Source organism: Sphingomonas sp. (assembly GCF_017745215.1).
GTDB lineage: Bacteria > Pseudomonadota > Alphaproteobacteria > Sphingomonadales > Sphingomonadaceae > Sphingomonas.
The window spans coordinates 33,201-47,641 of sequence record NZ_JAGHZV010000021.1; the positions used below are offsets into that span (position 1 = coordinate 33,201).

Consider the following 14,441-nt stretch of genomic DNA (forward strand, 5'->3'; position numbering starts at 1 on the left):
CGCAGCCTTGCTTGGCCGATCGGACACCGCCCCGGAGTGGGAAATAGAAGGTCAGCATCACTGACCTTGTTGCAACGGCCTTTGAAATTTTATAACAGGCTCCGGAACCCGAGTCCGCGCGTTATCCGGCGACGCGGAACCCGATTCGGAGAGAGCCTTGACCGATCCACGGCGTGCCAACCTGCCGCCCCTGTCGCTGCATGTGCCCGAGCCCCGGTTCCGGCCCGGCGACGACGTCGACTTCTCCGATGTGGCGGTGCCTCCCGCCGGATCGGCCCGCCGGCCCGACACCGCCGACAAGGCCGACAGCTTCCACGAGCTCGCCTACACGCTGATCCGCGTGCTCGACGAGGAAGGCCAGGCGGTCGGCCCATGGAACCCGCGGCTCGATGCCGACCAGCTGCGCACGATGCTCCGCAACATGGCGCTCACCCGCGCCTTCGACGAGCGGATGTTCCGCGCCCAGCGCCAGGGCAAGACCAGCTTCTACATGAAGTCATTGGGCGAGGAGGCCGTCTCGATCGGTGCGGCGATGGCGCTCGCGTCGGACGACATGTGCTTCCCCAGCTATCGGCAGCAAGGGATCCTCATCTCGCGCGGCTATCCGCTGATCACGATGATGAACCAGATCTATTCGAACAGGGGCGATCCGCTGATGGGCCGCCAGCTGCCGATCATGTATTCGGCGAAGGACCACGGCTTCTTCTCGATCTCGGGCAACCTCACCACCCAATATCCCCAGGCGGTGGGCTGGGCGATGGCGAGCGCGGCCAAGGGCGATTCGCGGATCGCCGCGACCTGGTGCGGCGAGGGCAGCACCGCCGAGGGCGACTTCCACTCGGCACTGACCTTCGCGACGGTCTACAAGGCGCCGGTCATCCTCAACGTCGTCAACAACCAATGGGCGATCTCGAGCTTCTCGGGCTTCGCCGGCGCCGAGGCGACCACCTTCGCGGCGCGCGCGATCGGCTATGGCATCGCCGGGCTGCGCATCGATGGCAACGACGCGCTCGCGGTCTATGCCGCGACGCAATGGGCGGCCGAGCGTGCGCGGACCAACCAGGGTCCGACGCTGATCGAGCATTTCACCTACCGCGCCGAAGGCCATTCCACTTCCGACGACCCCTCGGCCTATCGCAGCGCCGGCGAGCCCAATGCCTGGCCGCTCGGCGACCCGATCCGCCGCTTGAAGGAACACCTCATCGCGCTCCGCGAATGGGACGAGGAACGCCAGGCGGCGATGGACCTCGAGTGCGCCGAGCAGGTCAAGGCGGCGCAGAAGGCAGCCGAGAAGAACGGCATCCTCGGCCATGGCATGCACCAGCCGTTCGACACGATGTTCGAAGGAGTGTTCGAAGAGATGCCCTGGCACCTCAGGGAGCAATGCCAGCAGATGATCGACGAGCGGAAGGCGGCCGGCATATGATCGCGCGCCGTGACTTACTGAGGGCGGGCGTTGCGTTCGGGGCGCTCGGCGTGCTCGGGATCGCGGGCGGACTGCCCGGACTCGCGCTCGCTGCCGATCCGGTGAATGTGATTACCACCGACATGCCCTTCGCCGTGGGCAGCCGCAGCACGCGGCTGTTCGAGACCAAGGTCGAGCGCAGCAAGCCCAAGGGCGTGGTGCTCTTCTCGGCGGGCTATGGCTCGGCGCCCGACAGCTATGCGCGGCTCCAGGCGGTGCTCGCGATCGAAGGCTTCGTCGTGCTCGCGACGCTGTCGGTCGATTCGCCCGCCTATCCCGACACCGCGAGCTTCAATCGCGCGCAGGTCTTCATCGAGCGGATCGCCGACATGAAGGCGCTCTCCGCCTATGCCGCGCGGCGATACCCCGGGCTGCCGGTGCTCGCGGTCGGCCACAGCTTCGGCACGCTGATCGCGCTCTGCCAGGCGGGCGGGCTCGCGCGGGCGGCCGATCCGACGGTCAAGGCGGTGCTCGGCTTCTCGAGCCCGGGCAAGATCCCCGGGCTGGTCAACGCCAATTCCTATGAGGGCGTCACCGTGCCGACGCTGATCGTCACCGGCACCGATGACACCGTCCCGCAGTTCGCGACCGATCCGGCGGATCACCTTTTCCCGATCGAATCCTCGCCGGCGGGCGGCAAATACGCGCTGGTGATCGCCGGCGCCGACCATCGCCTCGCGCACGACCAGGGAGTGGGCTTCGATCGCGCGCTGCCGCTGGTGAAGCTGTTCGTCGAGGCGGACGGGCTGGGCGACACCGGGGCCGCCCGCCGCCTCGCCGGCTGGCAGGCCGCCGCGGGCGACCGCTTCATCGTACGGGAGCGTTGAGCATGGCGCGGATGAACATGATCCAGGCGATCAACTCGGCGATGGACGTGATGATGGCGCGCGACGCCGACGTGGTCGTGATGGGGGAGGACGTCGGCTATTTCGGCGGCGTGTTCCGCGCGACCGCGGGACTGCAGGCCAAATACGGCAAGACCCGCGTGTTCGACACGCCGATCACCGAATGCGGGATCATCGGCGTGGCGGTGGGGATGGGCGCCTATGGCCTGCGCCCGGTCCCCGAGATCCAGTTCGCCGACTATATCTACCCGGCGCTCGACCAGCTCGTCTCCGAAGCGGCGCGGCTGCGCTACCGCTCGGCGGCGGACTTCATCGCGCCGATCACGGTGCGCTCGCCCTTCGGCGGCGGCATCTTCGGCGGGCAGACGCACAGCCAGTCGCCCGAGGGCATCTTCACCCACGTCTCGGGCATCAAGACCGTGATCCCCTCGACCCCCTATGACGCCAAGGGGCTGCTGATCGCAGCGATCGAGGACAACGACCCGACGCTCTTCTTCGAGCCCAAGCGAATCTACAACGGGCCGTTCGACGGCCACTACGACCGGCCCGCGAAGAACTGGTCGAACCACCCGGCGGGCGAGGTCCCCGAAGGCTATTACAAGATCGAGCTGGGCAAGGCCGCGATCGTCCGCGAGGGCGAGGCGCTGACGATCCTCTGCTACGGCACCATGGTCCATGTCGTCGCCAGCACGATCGAGGCGCTGGGTGTCGACGCCGAGATCGTCGACCTGCGCACGCTCGTGCCGCTCGATATCGAGGCGATCGAGGCTTCGGTCCGCAAGACCGGGCGCTGCATGATCGTCCACGAGGCGACGCGCACCGGCGGCTTTGGTGCCGAGCTCTCGGCTCTGGTAACCGAGCGCTGCTTCTACCACCTCGAAGCCCCGGTCGAGCGCGTCACCGGCTTCGACACGCCCTATCCCCACAGCCTCGAATGGGCCTATTTCCCGGGCCCGGTCCGCATCGGCGAGGCGCTCAAGAAGATCCTGAAGGACTGATGATGAGCCGCTTCACATTCCGCTTGCCCGACATCGGCGAAGGCATCGCCGAGGCCGAGATCGTCGCCTGGCACGTCAAGGTCGGCGACCGCGTCGAGGAAGACCAGCAGATCGCCGACATGATGACCGACAAGGCGACGGTGGAGATGGAGTCCCCCGTGAGCGGCACGGTGGTCGAGCTCGCCGGCGAAGTCGGCGACCAGGTCGCGATCGGCTCGGCGCTGGTGGTGTTCGAGGTCGACGGCGACGAGACCGAGGCGCCGGCTTCGGAAGAAGTCGTCGAGGAAATCGAGGCCGAGACACCGGGCGCCGAGGAAGTCCTCGCGCCCGAGCCCGTCGCCGCAGCGCCGGCGCCCGCACCGGCCCCGGTGGTCGAGGAAAAGCCCGCCCCGCGCGAACATGTCCTCGCCTCGCCCGCCGTCCGCCAGCGCGCGCGCGACCTCGGCATCGACCTCGCGCATGTCCGCCACGACGGCGACCGCGTCCGCCACGCCGATCTCGACGCCTATCTGCGCTACAGCCAGGGCCAGGGCTATCACGCCCCTCACGCCAGCCGAGCCCGCGACGACGAGCCGGTCAAGGTCATCGGCATGCGCCGCCGCATCGCCGAGAACATGGCCGCCTCGAAGCGCGCCATCCCCCATTTCACCTATGTCGAGGAGATCGACGTCACTGCGCTCGAGGCGATGCGCGCCGATCTGAACGACAATCGCGGCGGCCGGCCCAAGCTCACGATGCTGCCGCTGCTGATCGTCGCGATCTGCCGGACGATCCCCGACTTCCCGATGATCAACGCGCGCTACGACGACGAGGCCGGCGTGGTGACGCGCCACGGCCGCGTCCACCTCGGCATGGCGACGCAGACCGACGCCGGGCTGATGGTCCCGGTGATCCGCGACGCGCAGGACAGGAACGTCTGGCAGCTGGCGAGCGAGATCACCCGCCTCGCCGAGGCCGCGCGCACCGGCAAGGCGAAGAGCGAGGAGCTGAGCGGCTCGACGCTGACCGTGACCTCGCTCGGGCCCTTGGGCGGCATCGCCACCACGCCGGTGATCAACCGCCCGGAGGTGGCGATCATCGGTCCGAACAAGATCGTCGAGCGCCCCGTCTTCCATGGGGACGACATCGTCCGCGCCAAGCTGATGAACCTGTCGATCAGCTGCGATCACCGCGTCGTCGACGGCTGGGACGCGGCAAGCTTCGTCCAGGCGCTACGGAAGCTGCTCGAGACGCCGGTGCTGCTGTTCGCGGATTGAGGCTCCGCCTAGACTTCCAGCCCCTGCAACAGCTTGGGCACGTCGCCGCTCTCGCCGCGCGCCTCGGCCATGAAGAAGCGCTTGAGCGGCGGCAGCTTGTCGACCGCCGAGAGGCCGAAACGGCGGATCGCGGCGGGAAGCTCGCCGGGGATGCCGAACAGCCGGGTGAGCCCGTCGGTGGCGGCGGCGACCATGAAGGTGTCTAGCCCGCGCCAGCGCTGGTATCGCGCGAGCAGCTGCGCGTCGCCGCAATCGAGCCCCAGGCGCTTGCCCTCGACCAGCACCTCGACCAGCGTCGCGACGTCGCGGAAGCCGACGTTCACCCCCTGGCCCGCGATCGGATGGATGCCGTGCGCCGCATCGCCGACCAGCGCGAGCCGCTCGCCGGTGATCCAGGCGGCGTGGTGGAAGCCGAGCGGATAGCTCGAGCGCTGGCTGAGCGAGGTCAGCTTGCCCAGGAACCCGCCCATCCTTTTCTCGGCCTCGGCGAGATAGGCGCGCTCGGACAGCGCCAGCATCGCCGCGGCCTGGTTGCCCTTGACCGTCCAGACGATCGCCGAACGATGGCCGTGCTCGTCGTCGACCAGCGGCAGGATCGCGAACGGCCCCTGCGCGTAGAAGATCTCATAGGCGATGTTCTCGTGAGAACGCTCGTGCCCGATCGTGGCGATCATCGCGGCATGATCATAGGTCCAGCGCGCGACCTTGAGCCCCGCCGCCTCGCGCGTCGGCGAGTTGCGACCCTCTGCGGCGACGAGCAGGTCGGCCCGCACCGTCTTCCCCGAGTCCAGCAGCGCGGCGACGCCATGACGCCCGCGCTCGACCGAGACCGCGCGCGTCTGCATCCGCACGTCGGCGAGCGGCGCGACCTGGGCGGCAGTGAGCAGCGCGGTCCTGAGCGCGCGATTCTCGAACATCCGGCCGAGCGCGCCGTCCTCGGCATCGGGCTCGAAGTCGAGCTTGCCCGGCGCGAGCCCGTCCGAGACGCGGATGCCCTGGATCGGGCAGCCCTGACCCGCCAGCCGCCCGGCGACGCCGATCGCTTCGAACATCCGATAGGGCGCGCTGGCGATCGCCGAGGCGCGGCCGTCGTGTGCGGCGGCGAGGATCTTCACGGGATCGGCCGGATCGATGACGATCGACGAGATGCCGTGCGCGTCGAGCGCCACCGCCAGCGCACTGCCGACGAGCCCGCCGCCGAGGATGAGGACGTCGGCGCGATTGGGCGCGCGATCGCTTGTCTGAGCCATGGATCGCACCTAGCGCGCGTGCGGCGAACTGCCAATGGCGGCGCTTGACGGCGGACTCCGGCTACGCGATGATTCCGGGGCACCCCCTGAAAAACTTGGAGGCTGGGCCATGGCGTCCCGGGCACAGGCGCCGCTTTGGCGCGATACGATGAAGGCGAGCGCTCGCCGCAGCTCCGCCCTGATCGGCGGATTCCTGGTCTTCGCAGGCGTGGTGCTGCTGAGCCTCGCGCTGGTGAGCTATCATGCGCAGGACCCCTCGCTGAACACCGCGGCCGGCGGTCCTGCGCGCAACATCCTCGGCGAGCCGGGCGCGTGGATCGCCGACGGGCTGTTCTCGCTGCTCGGCGCGCCGGCGTGGCTGCTGATGCCGGTGGGGCTGATCGTCGCCAACCGGCTGTGGCGCGACCGCTCGACCGGCGGCTGGGGCAAGATGTTGCGCGGCGCAACTATCGGCGCGCTGTTCTTCGGCACCGCGCTCGCGCTGGTGCCCTTCTATTCGACGCTGCCGGCGGGCCGCGGCGGGCTGATCGGGCTCGAGCTCGCGGCGCTGGTCCGGCTTGGGCTCGAGCAGCTCCGCGAGCCGCAGGCAGCGCTCTGGGCGGGGCGAGGCATCGCGCTCGTCCTCGGCACCTTCGGCCTGTGGTGGTGGTGGCGCAGCCTCGACTTCAGCCTGCCCGACCGCAGCTGGCAGATCGGCATCCCGCGCCTGACCTTCCGCGGCGAGCCGCGCGACGCGGCGCCCGAGCCTGCGGCACCGACAGCGCCGGTTCGCTCGCCGCGCGCCGAAGCCGAACCGGCGGGCCCCAAGCCCCAGCCGCGCAAGGTCGCGACGCCCGACGCGCGCCCCGGCCCGGTGATCGCCGATCGCGCCGTCCAGCCCAGCGCCGCGCGCGCCAAGGAGCCGCGCCAGGCAAGCCTCGACTTCAAGGACAGCTTCAAGCTGCCGCCGATCGACCTGCTCAAGGCGCCGCCCGCGAACAAGAACGCCGCGATCGACAAGGCCGCGCTCGAACGCAACGCCCGACTGCTCGAGAGCGTGCTCGACGACTTCCATGTGAAGGGCCAGATCGTCGAGGTCCGCCCCGGCCCGGTGGTCACCATGTACGAGCTCGAGCCGGCCTCGGGGATCAAGGCGAGCCGGGTGATCCAGCTCGCCGACGACGTCGCCCGCAACATGTCCGCCACCTCGGCGCGCATCGCGACGATCCCGGGCCGCAGCGTGATCGGCATCGAGCTGCCCAACGCCAAGCGCGAGGCGGTGAACCTCCACGAGCTGATCGCGAGCCAAGCGTTCGAGGACCAGGGCGCGAGCCTGCCGCTGGTGCTCGGCAAGAACATCGCCGGCGATCCTGTGATCGCCGACCTTGCGCCGATGCCGCACCTGCTCGTCGCCGGCACCACCGGTTCGGGCAAGTCGGTGGGCCTGAACTCGATGATCCTGTCGCTGCTCTACCGGCTCACCCCCGAGCAATGCCGGATGATCATGATCGACCCCAAGATGCTGGAACTCAGCATGTACAAGGGCATCCCGCACCTGCTGGCGGACGTCGTCACCGAGCCGCAGAAGGCGGTGCGCGCGTTGAAGTGGACCGTCGAGCAGATGGAGGACCGCTATCGGATGATGGCATCCGCGAACGTCCGGAGCCTCGCCAGCTTCAACGACAAGGTGCGCCAGGCCAAGGCCAAGGGCCAGAAGCTCGGCCGCAAGGTGCAGACCGGCTGGGACCCCGAGACCGGCAAGCCGATCTACGAGGAGGAGATGCTCGACCTCCAGCCGCTGCCGCAGATCGTGGTGGTGGTCGACGAGCTCGCCGACCTGATGATGACCGCGGGCAAGGAAGTCGAGTTCCTGATCCAGCGCCTCGCGCAAAAGGCGCGCGCCGCGGGCATCCACCTGATCATGGCGACGCAGCGCCCGTCGGTCGACGTCATCACCGGCGTGATCAAGGCCAACCTGCCGACCCGGATCAGCTTCCACGTCACCTCGAAGATCGACTCGCGTACGATCCTGGGCGAGCAGGGCGCCGAGCAGCTGCTCGGCAAGGGCGACATGCTCTACATGCCCGGCGGCAAGCAGATCACCCGCGTCCACGGCCCCTTCGTCAGCGACGACGAAGTGATGGCGATCGCCGATTTCTGGCGCTCGCAGGGCGCGCCCGAGTACATCGCCGCGGTCACCGAGGAGCCCGAGGACGGCGGCTTCCAGTTCGACGGTGCCCCCAATGGCGAGGACAGCGCCGAGGAGCAGCAATATCGCCAGGCGGTCCAGCTCGTCGCCGAGAGCCAGAAGGCCTCGACCTCCTGGCTCCAGCGCCAGCTCCGCATCGGCTACAATACCGCTGCGCGTCTGATCGAGCGGATGGAACGCGAAGGGCTGGTTTCCAAACCCGACCATGTCGGCCGCCGCGAAGTGCTGATGGATACCGAGGGGCGTCCGCTCTAGGGGCGTTTCGGCGGGATCGATCGCCTTCGTAGCGGGTTCACGGGGTGTTCAAGCCGCCCGTTCCATGGCGGGCACTCCCATTGGAGAGATTGTCTTGCGACTGCCGATCGTCCTCGCCCTGAGCCTTGCCGCGCCCGCGATCGTTTCCGCGGCCGCCGCGCCCGCACCCGCGGACGGGATCGCGCTCGTCCAGCAGCATCTCGCCTCGGTCTCGAGCATGACCGCGGCGTTCAGCCAGACCGACCGCAACAACCGCACCGTCACCGGCACGATGAGCCTCAAGCGCCCGGGCAAGATCCGCTTCCAGTACGAGAAGGGCGTGCCCCAGCTGATCGTCGCGGACGGCAACTCGCTCTATTTCATCGACTATCAGGTGAAGCAGGTCTCGCGCTGGCCGATCGGCAGTTCGCCGCTGGGCGTGCTGCTCAACCCCAAGCGCGACGTCACCCAATTCGCCAAGCTGCTCCCGACGCAGGATTCGCGCATCCTCTCGGTCGAGGTGCGTGACCCCAAGCATCCCGAATATGGCCGGATCACCATGGTCTTCCAGAAGAATGGCACGGCACCCGGCGGGCTGATGCTGCTCGGCTGGGTGGCGCTCGATTCGCAGAACAACCGCACGACGATCCAGCTCTCGAACCAGCGCTTCAACGTCGCCATCGCCGACGGAACGTTCGCCTGGAGCGACCCGCGGCGGAGCGGCGGCCCCAAACGTTAATGTCGTTCATCTGCGCGACAGCTTTACCCGAGTAGAACAGTCCTCGCGGATGAGGGCTCGACCCGGGATTTTCCCCCTGTTGCCCGGCCTGCCCCCATCCCGCCTGCGTGACGAACGCTAGGTCGGCCCTCGCTCCACTGCCCCCGGAGCGGGGGCCTTTCTTTTTTGACGCAGCGACGCTGCGCGGACGGTGCCAGCCCACTCCCCCACCAGTGTGAGGTGAACAGTGCCCCGCGCTGTTCAGGTCATGCCGGGGGCATGACCGACCTCACACTCCCATAGAATAAACTTCCGTTGGGAGGCCGGGTGGGGGAGTGGGCTGGCACCGCGAGACAAGCATCGCTATCTCGCGCCGATGGCCGACACGCTCAAGATCGCTTCCTGGAACATCAATTCGGTGCGTTTCCGCATCAATATCGTCGAGCAGTTCCTCAAGGAGGAAGCGCCCGACATCCTCTGCCTCCAGGAAACCAAGGTGATCGACGGCGACTTCCCCCGCGCCGCCTTCGAGGCGCTCGGCTATCGCCACAACCTCCTCCACGGCCAGCGGATGCACCATGGCGTGGCGATCCTCTCGAAGGTCCCGGTGGTCGAGGACGACCGGCTCGACTGGCAGGCCAACGGCGAGGCGCGGCACGTCGGCGTGCGGCTGCCCAACGGCGTGCGGCTCGAGAATGTCTATGTCCCCGCCGGCGGCGACGTGCCCGATCGCACCGTCAACCCCAAGTTCGGCCAGAAGCTCGATTTCGTCGAGCGGATGACCGGCTGGTCCGAAGGGCTGCGCGTCCCCACCATCCTGGTCGGCGACTTCAACATCGCCCCGCTCGAATGCGACGTGTGGAGCCACAAGGCGCTGCTCGACGTGGTCAGCCACACGCCGATCGAAGTCGAGGCGCTGGGCAGGCTCCAGGCCGCGCACGACTGGGTCGACCTGGGCCGCAGCTTCCTCCCGGCACCGACACGCAACTGGACCTGGTGGAGCTACCGCGCCAAGGACTGGCTCGCCTCCGACCGCGGGCGGCGGCTCGATCACATGTGGGCGAGCCCCGAGGTCGCCAAGGCGGCGACCGAGCACAAGGTCCACGAATCCTGCCGCAGCTGGCTCAAGCCCTCGGACCATGTCCCCATCGTCACCGAGTTCGCCTTTTGAGCGGCGCGCACCAGACCGCGCTGGCGATCGACGCGCTGCGCCGCGGCTGGCCGGTGACGCTAGGCGGCTACGACCTGCTTGCGATCGAGACCGGCGACCACGAGCGGCTCGCGGCGTTCGACCCCGATGGCACCGCGGCGCTGCTGCTCTCGGCCGGCCGCGCCGTGACGCTCAAGCTTACCAACCAGCGCGACGCCGCCGACGGGCCAGTGCTCGTCGGCCGCACGCCCTGGCTCGACTTCGACATGGCCACCGCGCTCGCCGACCCGCAGTTCGACTTGTCGACGCCGCTCAAGGGCCCCTTCCGCGCGATCCCGCTCAGCGATCCGGAGAGCGCCGCCGCCGCGCTCCAGCTCGCGCGGATCGCCGGGCTGCTCCCGGCCTTCTTCGTCAAGCCGGCGACCGCCCCCGGGATCACGCCAGCCGACCTCGCCGAGCATGAGGACGCCGATCGCCTGCGCATCGTCGCGCGCGCGCGGCTGCCGGTCGACGGCGCCGAGGATTCCGAGATCATCGCCTTCCGCACCGACGAGATGCCCGGCGAGCATGTCGCGCTCGTCATCGGCCAGCCCGACGGCAACCCGCCGCTCGTCCGCCTCCACAGCGAATGCCTGACCGGCGACGTGCTCGGCAGCCTCAAATGTGATTGCGGGCCGCAGCTTCAGGCGGCCATCAAGGCGATCCGGGCGAGCGGCTGGGGGATCCTGCTCTACCTTCGCCAGGAAGGCCGCGGGATCGGGCTGATCAACAAGCTGCGCGCCTATGCGCTGCAGGACCAGGGCTATGACACCGTGGACGCCAACACCCGGCTGGGCTTCGCGGTCGACGCGCGCAACTTCGCGATCGCGGGCCGGATGCTGTCGCTGCTCGGCCAGAAGCGCGTCCGGCTGCTGACCAACAACCCCGAGAAGGTCGCCCAGCTCGAAGCGACGGGGATCGCCGTGGTCGAGCGCGTGCCGCATATCCTGCCGGCCAATCCGCACAACGAGCGCTACCTCGCCGCCAAGCGCGACCGCACCGGGCACCAGCTCTGACGATGCGCTATTACCTCGACGTCGAGATGAACGGCTTCGGCGGGCCGCTGATCTCGATGGCGCTGGTGCCCGAGGACGAGGGCCTGCCCGCCTTTTACGAAGCGCTCGACTGCCCCGATCCGACACCCTGGGTCGCCGAGCATGTCATCCCCGTGCTCGGCATCGCACCGATCTCGCGCGCCGAATTCGCCGGGAAGCTCGAACGCTATCTCCACGACGTCGAATGGCCCGTCCTCGTCGCCGACTGGCCCGAGGACATCGCCAGGGCCGCCGAAGCGATGATCGTCGCGCCGGGGCGGCGGATCGCGGTGCGCCAGGTCCGCTTCGAGCTCTGCGACCCGCCCGCCTTCGATGCCGCGGTCGCGAGCGCGGTGCCGCACAACGCCTATCACGACGCCGTCGCGCTGCGCCGCCACATGCTCGACCGCGGCTGCGACTGACCTCGTTCAAGCGGCGCTTGCCGCTAGGCGATCAGCGCCGCCACTTCCTCGAAGCTCCAGGCGATGTCGCGCACGCCCAGCGCGCGCAGCCGCTCGGCATGGTCTGGGCCGCAATGGCTGCCCGCGACGAGCCCGATGACATGCGCGCCCGAGGCGACCGCGCCGGTCACGCCCACCGGTGAATCCTCGAGGATCGCGCAGCGTGCGATGTCGACACCCAGCTTCTCGGCGGCGTGGAGATAGAGGTCGGGCGCCGGCTTGCCGCGCTCGACATGCTCGCGGCCGCTGAAGATCCACGCACCGAAGTCCTGGCGCAGCCCGAGGTGCTCGAGGTGCGTCTCGATCCAGTGGCTGGTGCTCGACGAGGTGATCGCGCGCGGCAGCCCGCGCGGCAGCGCCGAGACGAAGCCGATCGCACCCGCCACGGCGTCGAGCCCCTGTTCGAGCACGCGCGCGTCCTCGGCCTGGCGCGCTTCATGGAAGCCCTCGGGGATCGCGCGGCCGATCCAGCGCTCGATCGCGGCGAGGAAGTCGCCGCCGGCGAGCCCCATGAAATTGGCCATCGATTCCTCGGGCGTGGTCGGATGCCCTGCCGCGGTGAGGAACTCGGCGATCTGGCGGTTGCCGGCATATTCGCTTTCGAGCAGCACCCCGTCGAAATCGAAGAGGATCGCATCGAAGCGGACCGCGAGCGGCCGGGCGGCGGAGAGTGTCATGCGCGGTCCCCGAACAGCGCGGTGCCGACACGGGCATGGGTGGCGCCGAGCGTCACTGCCGTCTCGAAATCGCCCGACATGCCCATGCTCAGCGCCATGACGTCATGGTCCCGCGCGAGCTTGGCAAGCAGCGCGAAATAGGGCGCGGGCTCGACGTCGAGAGGCGGCACGCACATCAGCCCGGCGACGGGCAGCGCCGCGGCGCGCGCCTCGGCGAGCAGAACGGGCAGCGCCTCAACCGGGCAGCCGCCCTTCTGCGGCTCGTCGCCGATGTTGACCTGGACGAAGCACGGCGGACGGCGATCGGCCTTGTCCATCGCCCTGGCCAGCGCGACGACGAGCGAGGGCCGGTCGACCGAATGGATCGCGTCGAACAGCGCGATCGCTTCCTCGGCCTTGTTCGACTGGAGCTGGCCGACGAGGTGAAGCTCGATTCCCGGCGTCTCCTCGCGGAGCGCCGGCCACTTGGCGGCGGCTTCCTGCACGCGGTTCTCGCCGAAGACGCGCTGGCCCGCGGCGATCAGCGGGCGGATCGCTTCGGCCTCGTGCGTCTTGGAGATGGCGATCAGCGTCACGTCGGCGGGCGCGCGGCCGGCGAGATGCGCGGCACGGGCGATCCGCTCACGGACTCCCTCGAGGCGCTGGCTCGCCCCGCGGCTGGCATCGTCTGTTGGCATGCCCGCCGCTATAGGAGGCCCGATGCGCCCCCGCCACCCCCCGATTCCGCGCCTGTGGCTGATGACCGACCCGCGCCAGGGCGAGTCGCTATGGACCGCGCTCGAACGGCTGCCGTGCGGCGCGGGCGTGGTGTTCCGCCACTATCAGCTGGCCCCGGCCGAGCGGCGGGCGCTGTTCCGGAAGATCGCGAAGGTTGCCCAGAGACGGCGCCTCACCCTGGTGGCGGCGGGCGAGGAACGGCTCGGGCGGGGCCCGTTGGGAATCCACAACAGGCGCGGTGGCCCGCAGGCCTTCCCGCGAACCGCAGCGGCGCACAGCCGGCGCGAGGCGATCACGGCGATCCGGAGCGGCGTCGATGCGATCTTCGTCTCGCCGGTGTTCGCGAGTCGGTCGCACCCCGGCGCCAAGCCGCTGGGGCGCGTGCGATTCGGCCTGCTGGTCCGGGACCTGGGCGCGCCGGTGATCGCGCTCGGCGGGATGGATGCCAGGCGCGCGCGCAGCCTCAGCCCGATGGCAATCCACGGCTGGGCGGCAATCGACGCCTGGGGTTAGAAGCGGAAGGCAGTGCCGACGTACACCGCCTGGCTGTCGCGCGGCTGGTTGGTCAGCTGCGGCAGGCGGTCGCGATCGGCCTTGTAACGCACGCCCGCAGTCACATCGAGGTTGCGCGTCAGGCGGTACGACCCGCCGACATCGATCGAATAGCTTGCGGCGTCGCCGATCGGCGTCGGCGTGCTGGTGAGCGGCGTATCGGTGCCGGCAGTGATGCGGCCACCCGCACGCTTGCCGGTATAGGCGAGCGACACTTCGCGATGCTCGCCGCTGCCCGGCTGGGCCACGAGATCGACATGCGCGATATCGCCCGAGACCGACAGCCGCTTCCACGCGACCGAAACGCCGAGATTATAGGCGATCGGCTGAAGCCCCACGGTCGCGGCCGGCGCAACCGGATCGGCGCGATCGACCGGCTTGGGCACGCGAGTCGACGCCGCGCGGACCGCGATCGCCACCACCGGCGCCTTCGAATCGCGCGATTCGGATGGCGTGAAGCGGAAGCTGCTCGACGGCAACCCGCTCCGCGCGAGCATCGCAGCGAGCTTCGGATCGGCCGAGGCCGGCGTGAACACGCCGAATTGTCCATTGCTCACAGCCACTTGGCGCTTCGCCGCATGGCCGGGATGCGTTTCCTGGGCACGAAGCGCGGGCGCGACGAAAAGCGCGGCGACGGCAACCGTCCCCAGCGCAATTCCCCCCATCCAGCGTTCCACGCGCATCGTCATTCCTTCTATTTGGGTCGGCCTATCACGAATCGGAAGCCCGGTGCCACAAGTGGTTGCAGATTCCTCCGGACTGTTGCGCCACGCCCACAGAGTCTTAACGCGGGACGTTAACGCGAACCCCTCGCCAAGCCGTCCTCGTCCATCGCACCGGCCCGCCTTGCTCCCGCC

The 14,441-nt window shown here is 69.2% G+C and carries 14 protein-coding genes; 10 read left to right on the top strand and 4 right to left on the bottom strand.

Annotated features, from left to right (window positions below; genetic code table 11):
• Positions 1-157: 157 nt before the first annotated feature.
• From J7495_RS17555 to J7495_RS17570, 4 genes are read left to right on the top strand one after another with little or no spacing between them, the layout of a single operon-like run.
• Complete coding sequence (locus J7495_RS17555) at positions 158-1,426, top strand: 3-methyl-2-oxobutanoate dehydrogenase (2-methylpropanoyl-transferring) subunit alpha (protein WP_294058152.1); 1,269 nt, start codon at positions 158-160, stop codon at positions 1,424-1,426.
• The gene (locus tag J7495_RS17560) at positions 1,423-2,292 is read left to right on the top strand and encodes a hypothetical protein (protein WP_294058153.1); all 870 of its coding nucleotides are present in this window, start codon (positions 1,423-1,425) and stop codon (positions 2,290-2,292) included. Before J7495_RS17555 ends, J7495_RS17560 begins: the two co-directional genes overlap by 4 nt.
• A gap of 11 nt (positions 2,293-2,303) precedes the next feature.
• The gene (locus J7495_RS17565) at positions 2,304-3,308 is read left to right on the top strand and encodes an alpha-ketoacid dehydrogenase subunit beta (protein WP_294058225.1); all 1,005 of its coding nucleotides are present in this window, start codon (positions 2,304-2,306) and stop codon (positions 3,306-3,308) included.
• 2 nt (positions 3,309-3,310) lie between these two features.
• The gene (locus tag J7495_RS17570) at positions 3,311-4,564 is read left to right on the top strand and encodes a dihydrolipoamide acetyltransferase family protein (RefSeq protein WP_294058154.1); all 1,254 of its coding nucleotides are present in this window, start codon (positions 3,311-3,313) and stop codon (positions 4,562-4,564) included.
• An 8-nt stretch (positions 4,565-4,572) separates the two neighbouring features.
• Here J7495_RS17570 and J7495_RS17575 read toward each other — a convergent pair whose 3' ends face one another.
• Positions 4,573-5,814, bottom strand: coding sequence for a UbiH/UbiF/VisC/COQ6 family ubiquinone biosynthesis hydroxylase (locus J7495_RS17575; RefSeq protein WP_294058156.1), 1,242 nt, complete (start codon positions 5,812-5,814; stop codon positions 4,573-4,575).
• Positions 5,815-5,923: 109 nt separating this feature from the next.
• On the opposite strand from J7495_RS17575, the gene J7495_RS17580 reads away from it, so the two are divergent.
• From J7495_RS17580 to J7495_RS17600, 5 genes are all read left to right on the top strand, one after another.
• On the top strand, positions 5,924-8,257 hold the full coding sequence (locus tag J7495_RS17580; RefSeq protein WP_294058158.1) for a DNA translocase FtsK: 2,334 nt from the start codon (positions 5,924-5,926) through the stop codon (positions 8,255-8,257).
• Between the two features lie 64 nt (positions 8,258-8,321).
• Positions 8,322-8,975: an outer membrane lipoprotein carrier protein LolA gene (locus J7495_RS17585; protein ID WP_294058159.1), complete on the top strand. Its 654-nt coding sequence runs from the start codon at positions 8,322-8,324 to the stop codon at positions 8,973-8,975.
• A 355-nt stretch (positions 8,976-9,330) separates the two neighbouring features.
• Positions 9,331-10,125, top strand: coding sequence for an exodeoxyribonuclease III (locus J7495_RS17590; RefSeq protein WP_294058160.1), 795 nt, complete (start codon positions 9,331-9,333; stop codon positions 10,123-10,125).
• A complete protein-coding gene (gene ribA, locus J7495_RS17595; protein ID WP_294058161.1) occupies positions 10,122-11,159 on the top strand; it encodes a GTP cyclohydrolase II in 1,038 nt (345 codons plus the stop codon). The genes J7495_RS17590 and ribA overlap by 4 nt, the downstream gene beginning before the upstream one ends.
• A gap of 2 nt (positions 11,160-11,161) precedes the next feature.
• Entirely contained in the window at positions 11,162-11,599 is a 438-nt protein-coding gene (locus J7495_RS17600; RefSeq protein ID WP_294058162.1) for a hypothetical protein, read from the top strand.
• A 23-nt stretch (positions 11,600-11,622) separates the two neighbouring features.
• On the opposite strand, the gene J7495_RS17605 is transcribed toward J7495_RS17600, so the two are convergent.
• Together J7495_RS17605 and J7495_RS17610 are read right to left on the bottom strand one after the other, a co-directional pair.
• On the bottom strand, positions 11,623-12,315 hold the full coding sequence (locus J7495_RS17605) for an HAD family phosphatase (RefSeq protein WP_294058163.1): 693 nt from the start codon (positions 12,313-12,315) through the stop codon (positions 11,623-11,625).
• Positions 12,312-12,992, bottom strand: a complete 681-nt coding sequence (locus J7495_RS17610; protein ID WP_294058164.1) for a YggS family pyridoxal phosphate-dependent enzyme — start codon at positions 12,990-12,992, stop codon at positions 12,312-12,314. Before J7495_RS17610 ends, J7495_RS17605 begins: the two co-directional genes overlap by 4 nt.
• Positions 12,993-13,014: 22 nt before the next feature.
• Here J7495_RS17610 and J7495_RS17615 point away from each other — a divergent pair, with 22 nt between their 5' ends.
• Positions 13,015-13,545 (top strand): thiamine phosphate synthase, encoded by a 531-nt coding sequence (locus J7495_RS17615; protein ID WP_294058165.1) that lies wholly within the window; start codon positions 13,015-13,017, stop codon positions 13,543-13,545.
• Here the strand turns inward: J7495_RS17615 and J7495_RS17620 are convergent.
• Positions 13,542-14,273 carry a hypothetical protein gene (locus J7495_RS17620; RefSeq protein WP_294058166.1) on the bottom strand — a complete coding sequence of 244 codons (732 nt, stop codon included), beginning with the start codon at positions 14,271-14,273 and terminating at the stop codon, positions 13,542-13,544. The two genes, J7495_RS17615 and J7495_RS17620, sit on opposite strands and share 4 nt — an antisense overlap.
• Positions 14,274-14,441: the final 168 nt, after the last annotated feature.

Bases quoted from the DNA above. Each gene is read 5' to 3' on its own strand.
- J7495_RS17560 (WP_294058153.1), top strand. From the start codon at position 1,423: ATGATCGCGCGCCGTGACTTACTGAGGGCGGGCGTTGCGTTCGGGGCG.
- J7495_RS17565 (WP_294058225.1), top strand. From the start codon at position 2,304: ATGAACATGATCCAGGCGATCAACTCGGCGATGGACGTGATGATGGCG.
- J7495_RS17570 (WP_294058154.1), top strand. From the start codon at position 3,311: ATGAGCCGCTTCACATTCCGCTTGCCCGACATCGGCGAAGGCATCGCC.
- J7495_RS17610 (WP_294058164.1), bottom strand. From the start codon at position 12,992: ATGCCAACAGACGATGCCAGCCGCGGGGCGAGCCAGCGCCTCGAGGGA.
- J7495_RS17590 (WP_294058160.1), top strand. From the start codon at position 9,331: ATGGCCGACACGCTCAAGATCGCTTCCTGGAACATCAATTCGGTGCGT.
- J7495_RS17585 (WP_294058159.1), top strand. From the start codon at position 8,322: ATGGCGGGCACTCCCATTGGAGAGATTGTCTTGCGACTGCCGATCGTC.
- J7495_RS17600 (WP_294058162.1), top strand. From the start codon at position 11,162: ATGCGCTATTACCTCGACGTCGAGATGAACGGCTTCGGCGGGCCGCTG.
- J7495_RS17615 (WP_294058165.1), top strand. From the start codon at position 13,015: ATGCGCCCCCGCCACCCCCCGATTCCGCGCCTGTGGCTGATGACCGAC.
- J7495_RS17575 (WP_294058156.1), bottom strand. From the start codon at position 5,814: ATGGCTCAGACAAGCGATCGCGCGCCCAATCGCGCCGACGTCCTCATC.
- J7495_RS17580 (WP_294058158.1), top strand. From the start codon at position 5,924: ATGGCGTCCCGGGCACAGGCGCCGCTTTGGCGCGATACGATGAAGGCG.
- J7495_RS17605 (WP_294058163.1), bottom strand. From the start codon at position 12,315: ATGACACTCTCCGCCGCCCGGCCGCTCGCGGTCCGCTTCGATGCGATC.
- J7495_RS17620 (WP_294058166.1), bottom strand. From the start codon at position 14,273: ATGACGATGCGCGTGGAACGCTGGATGGGGGGAATTGCGCTGGGGACG.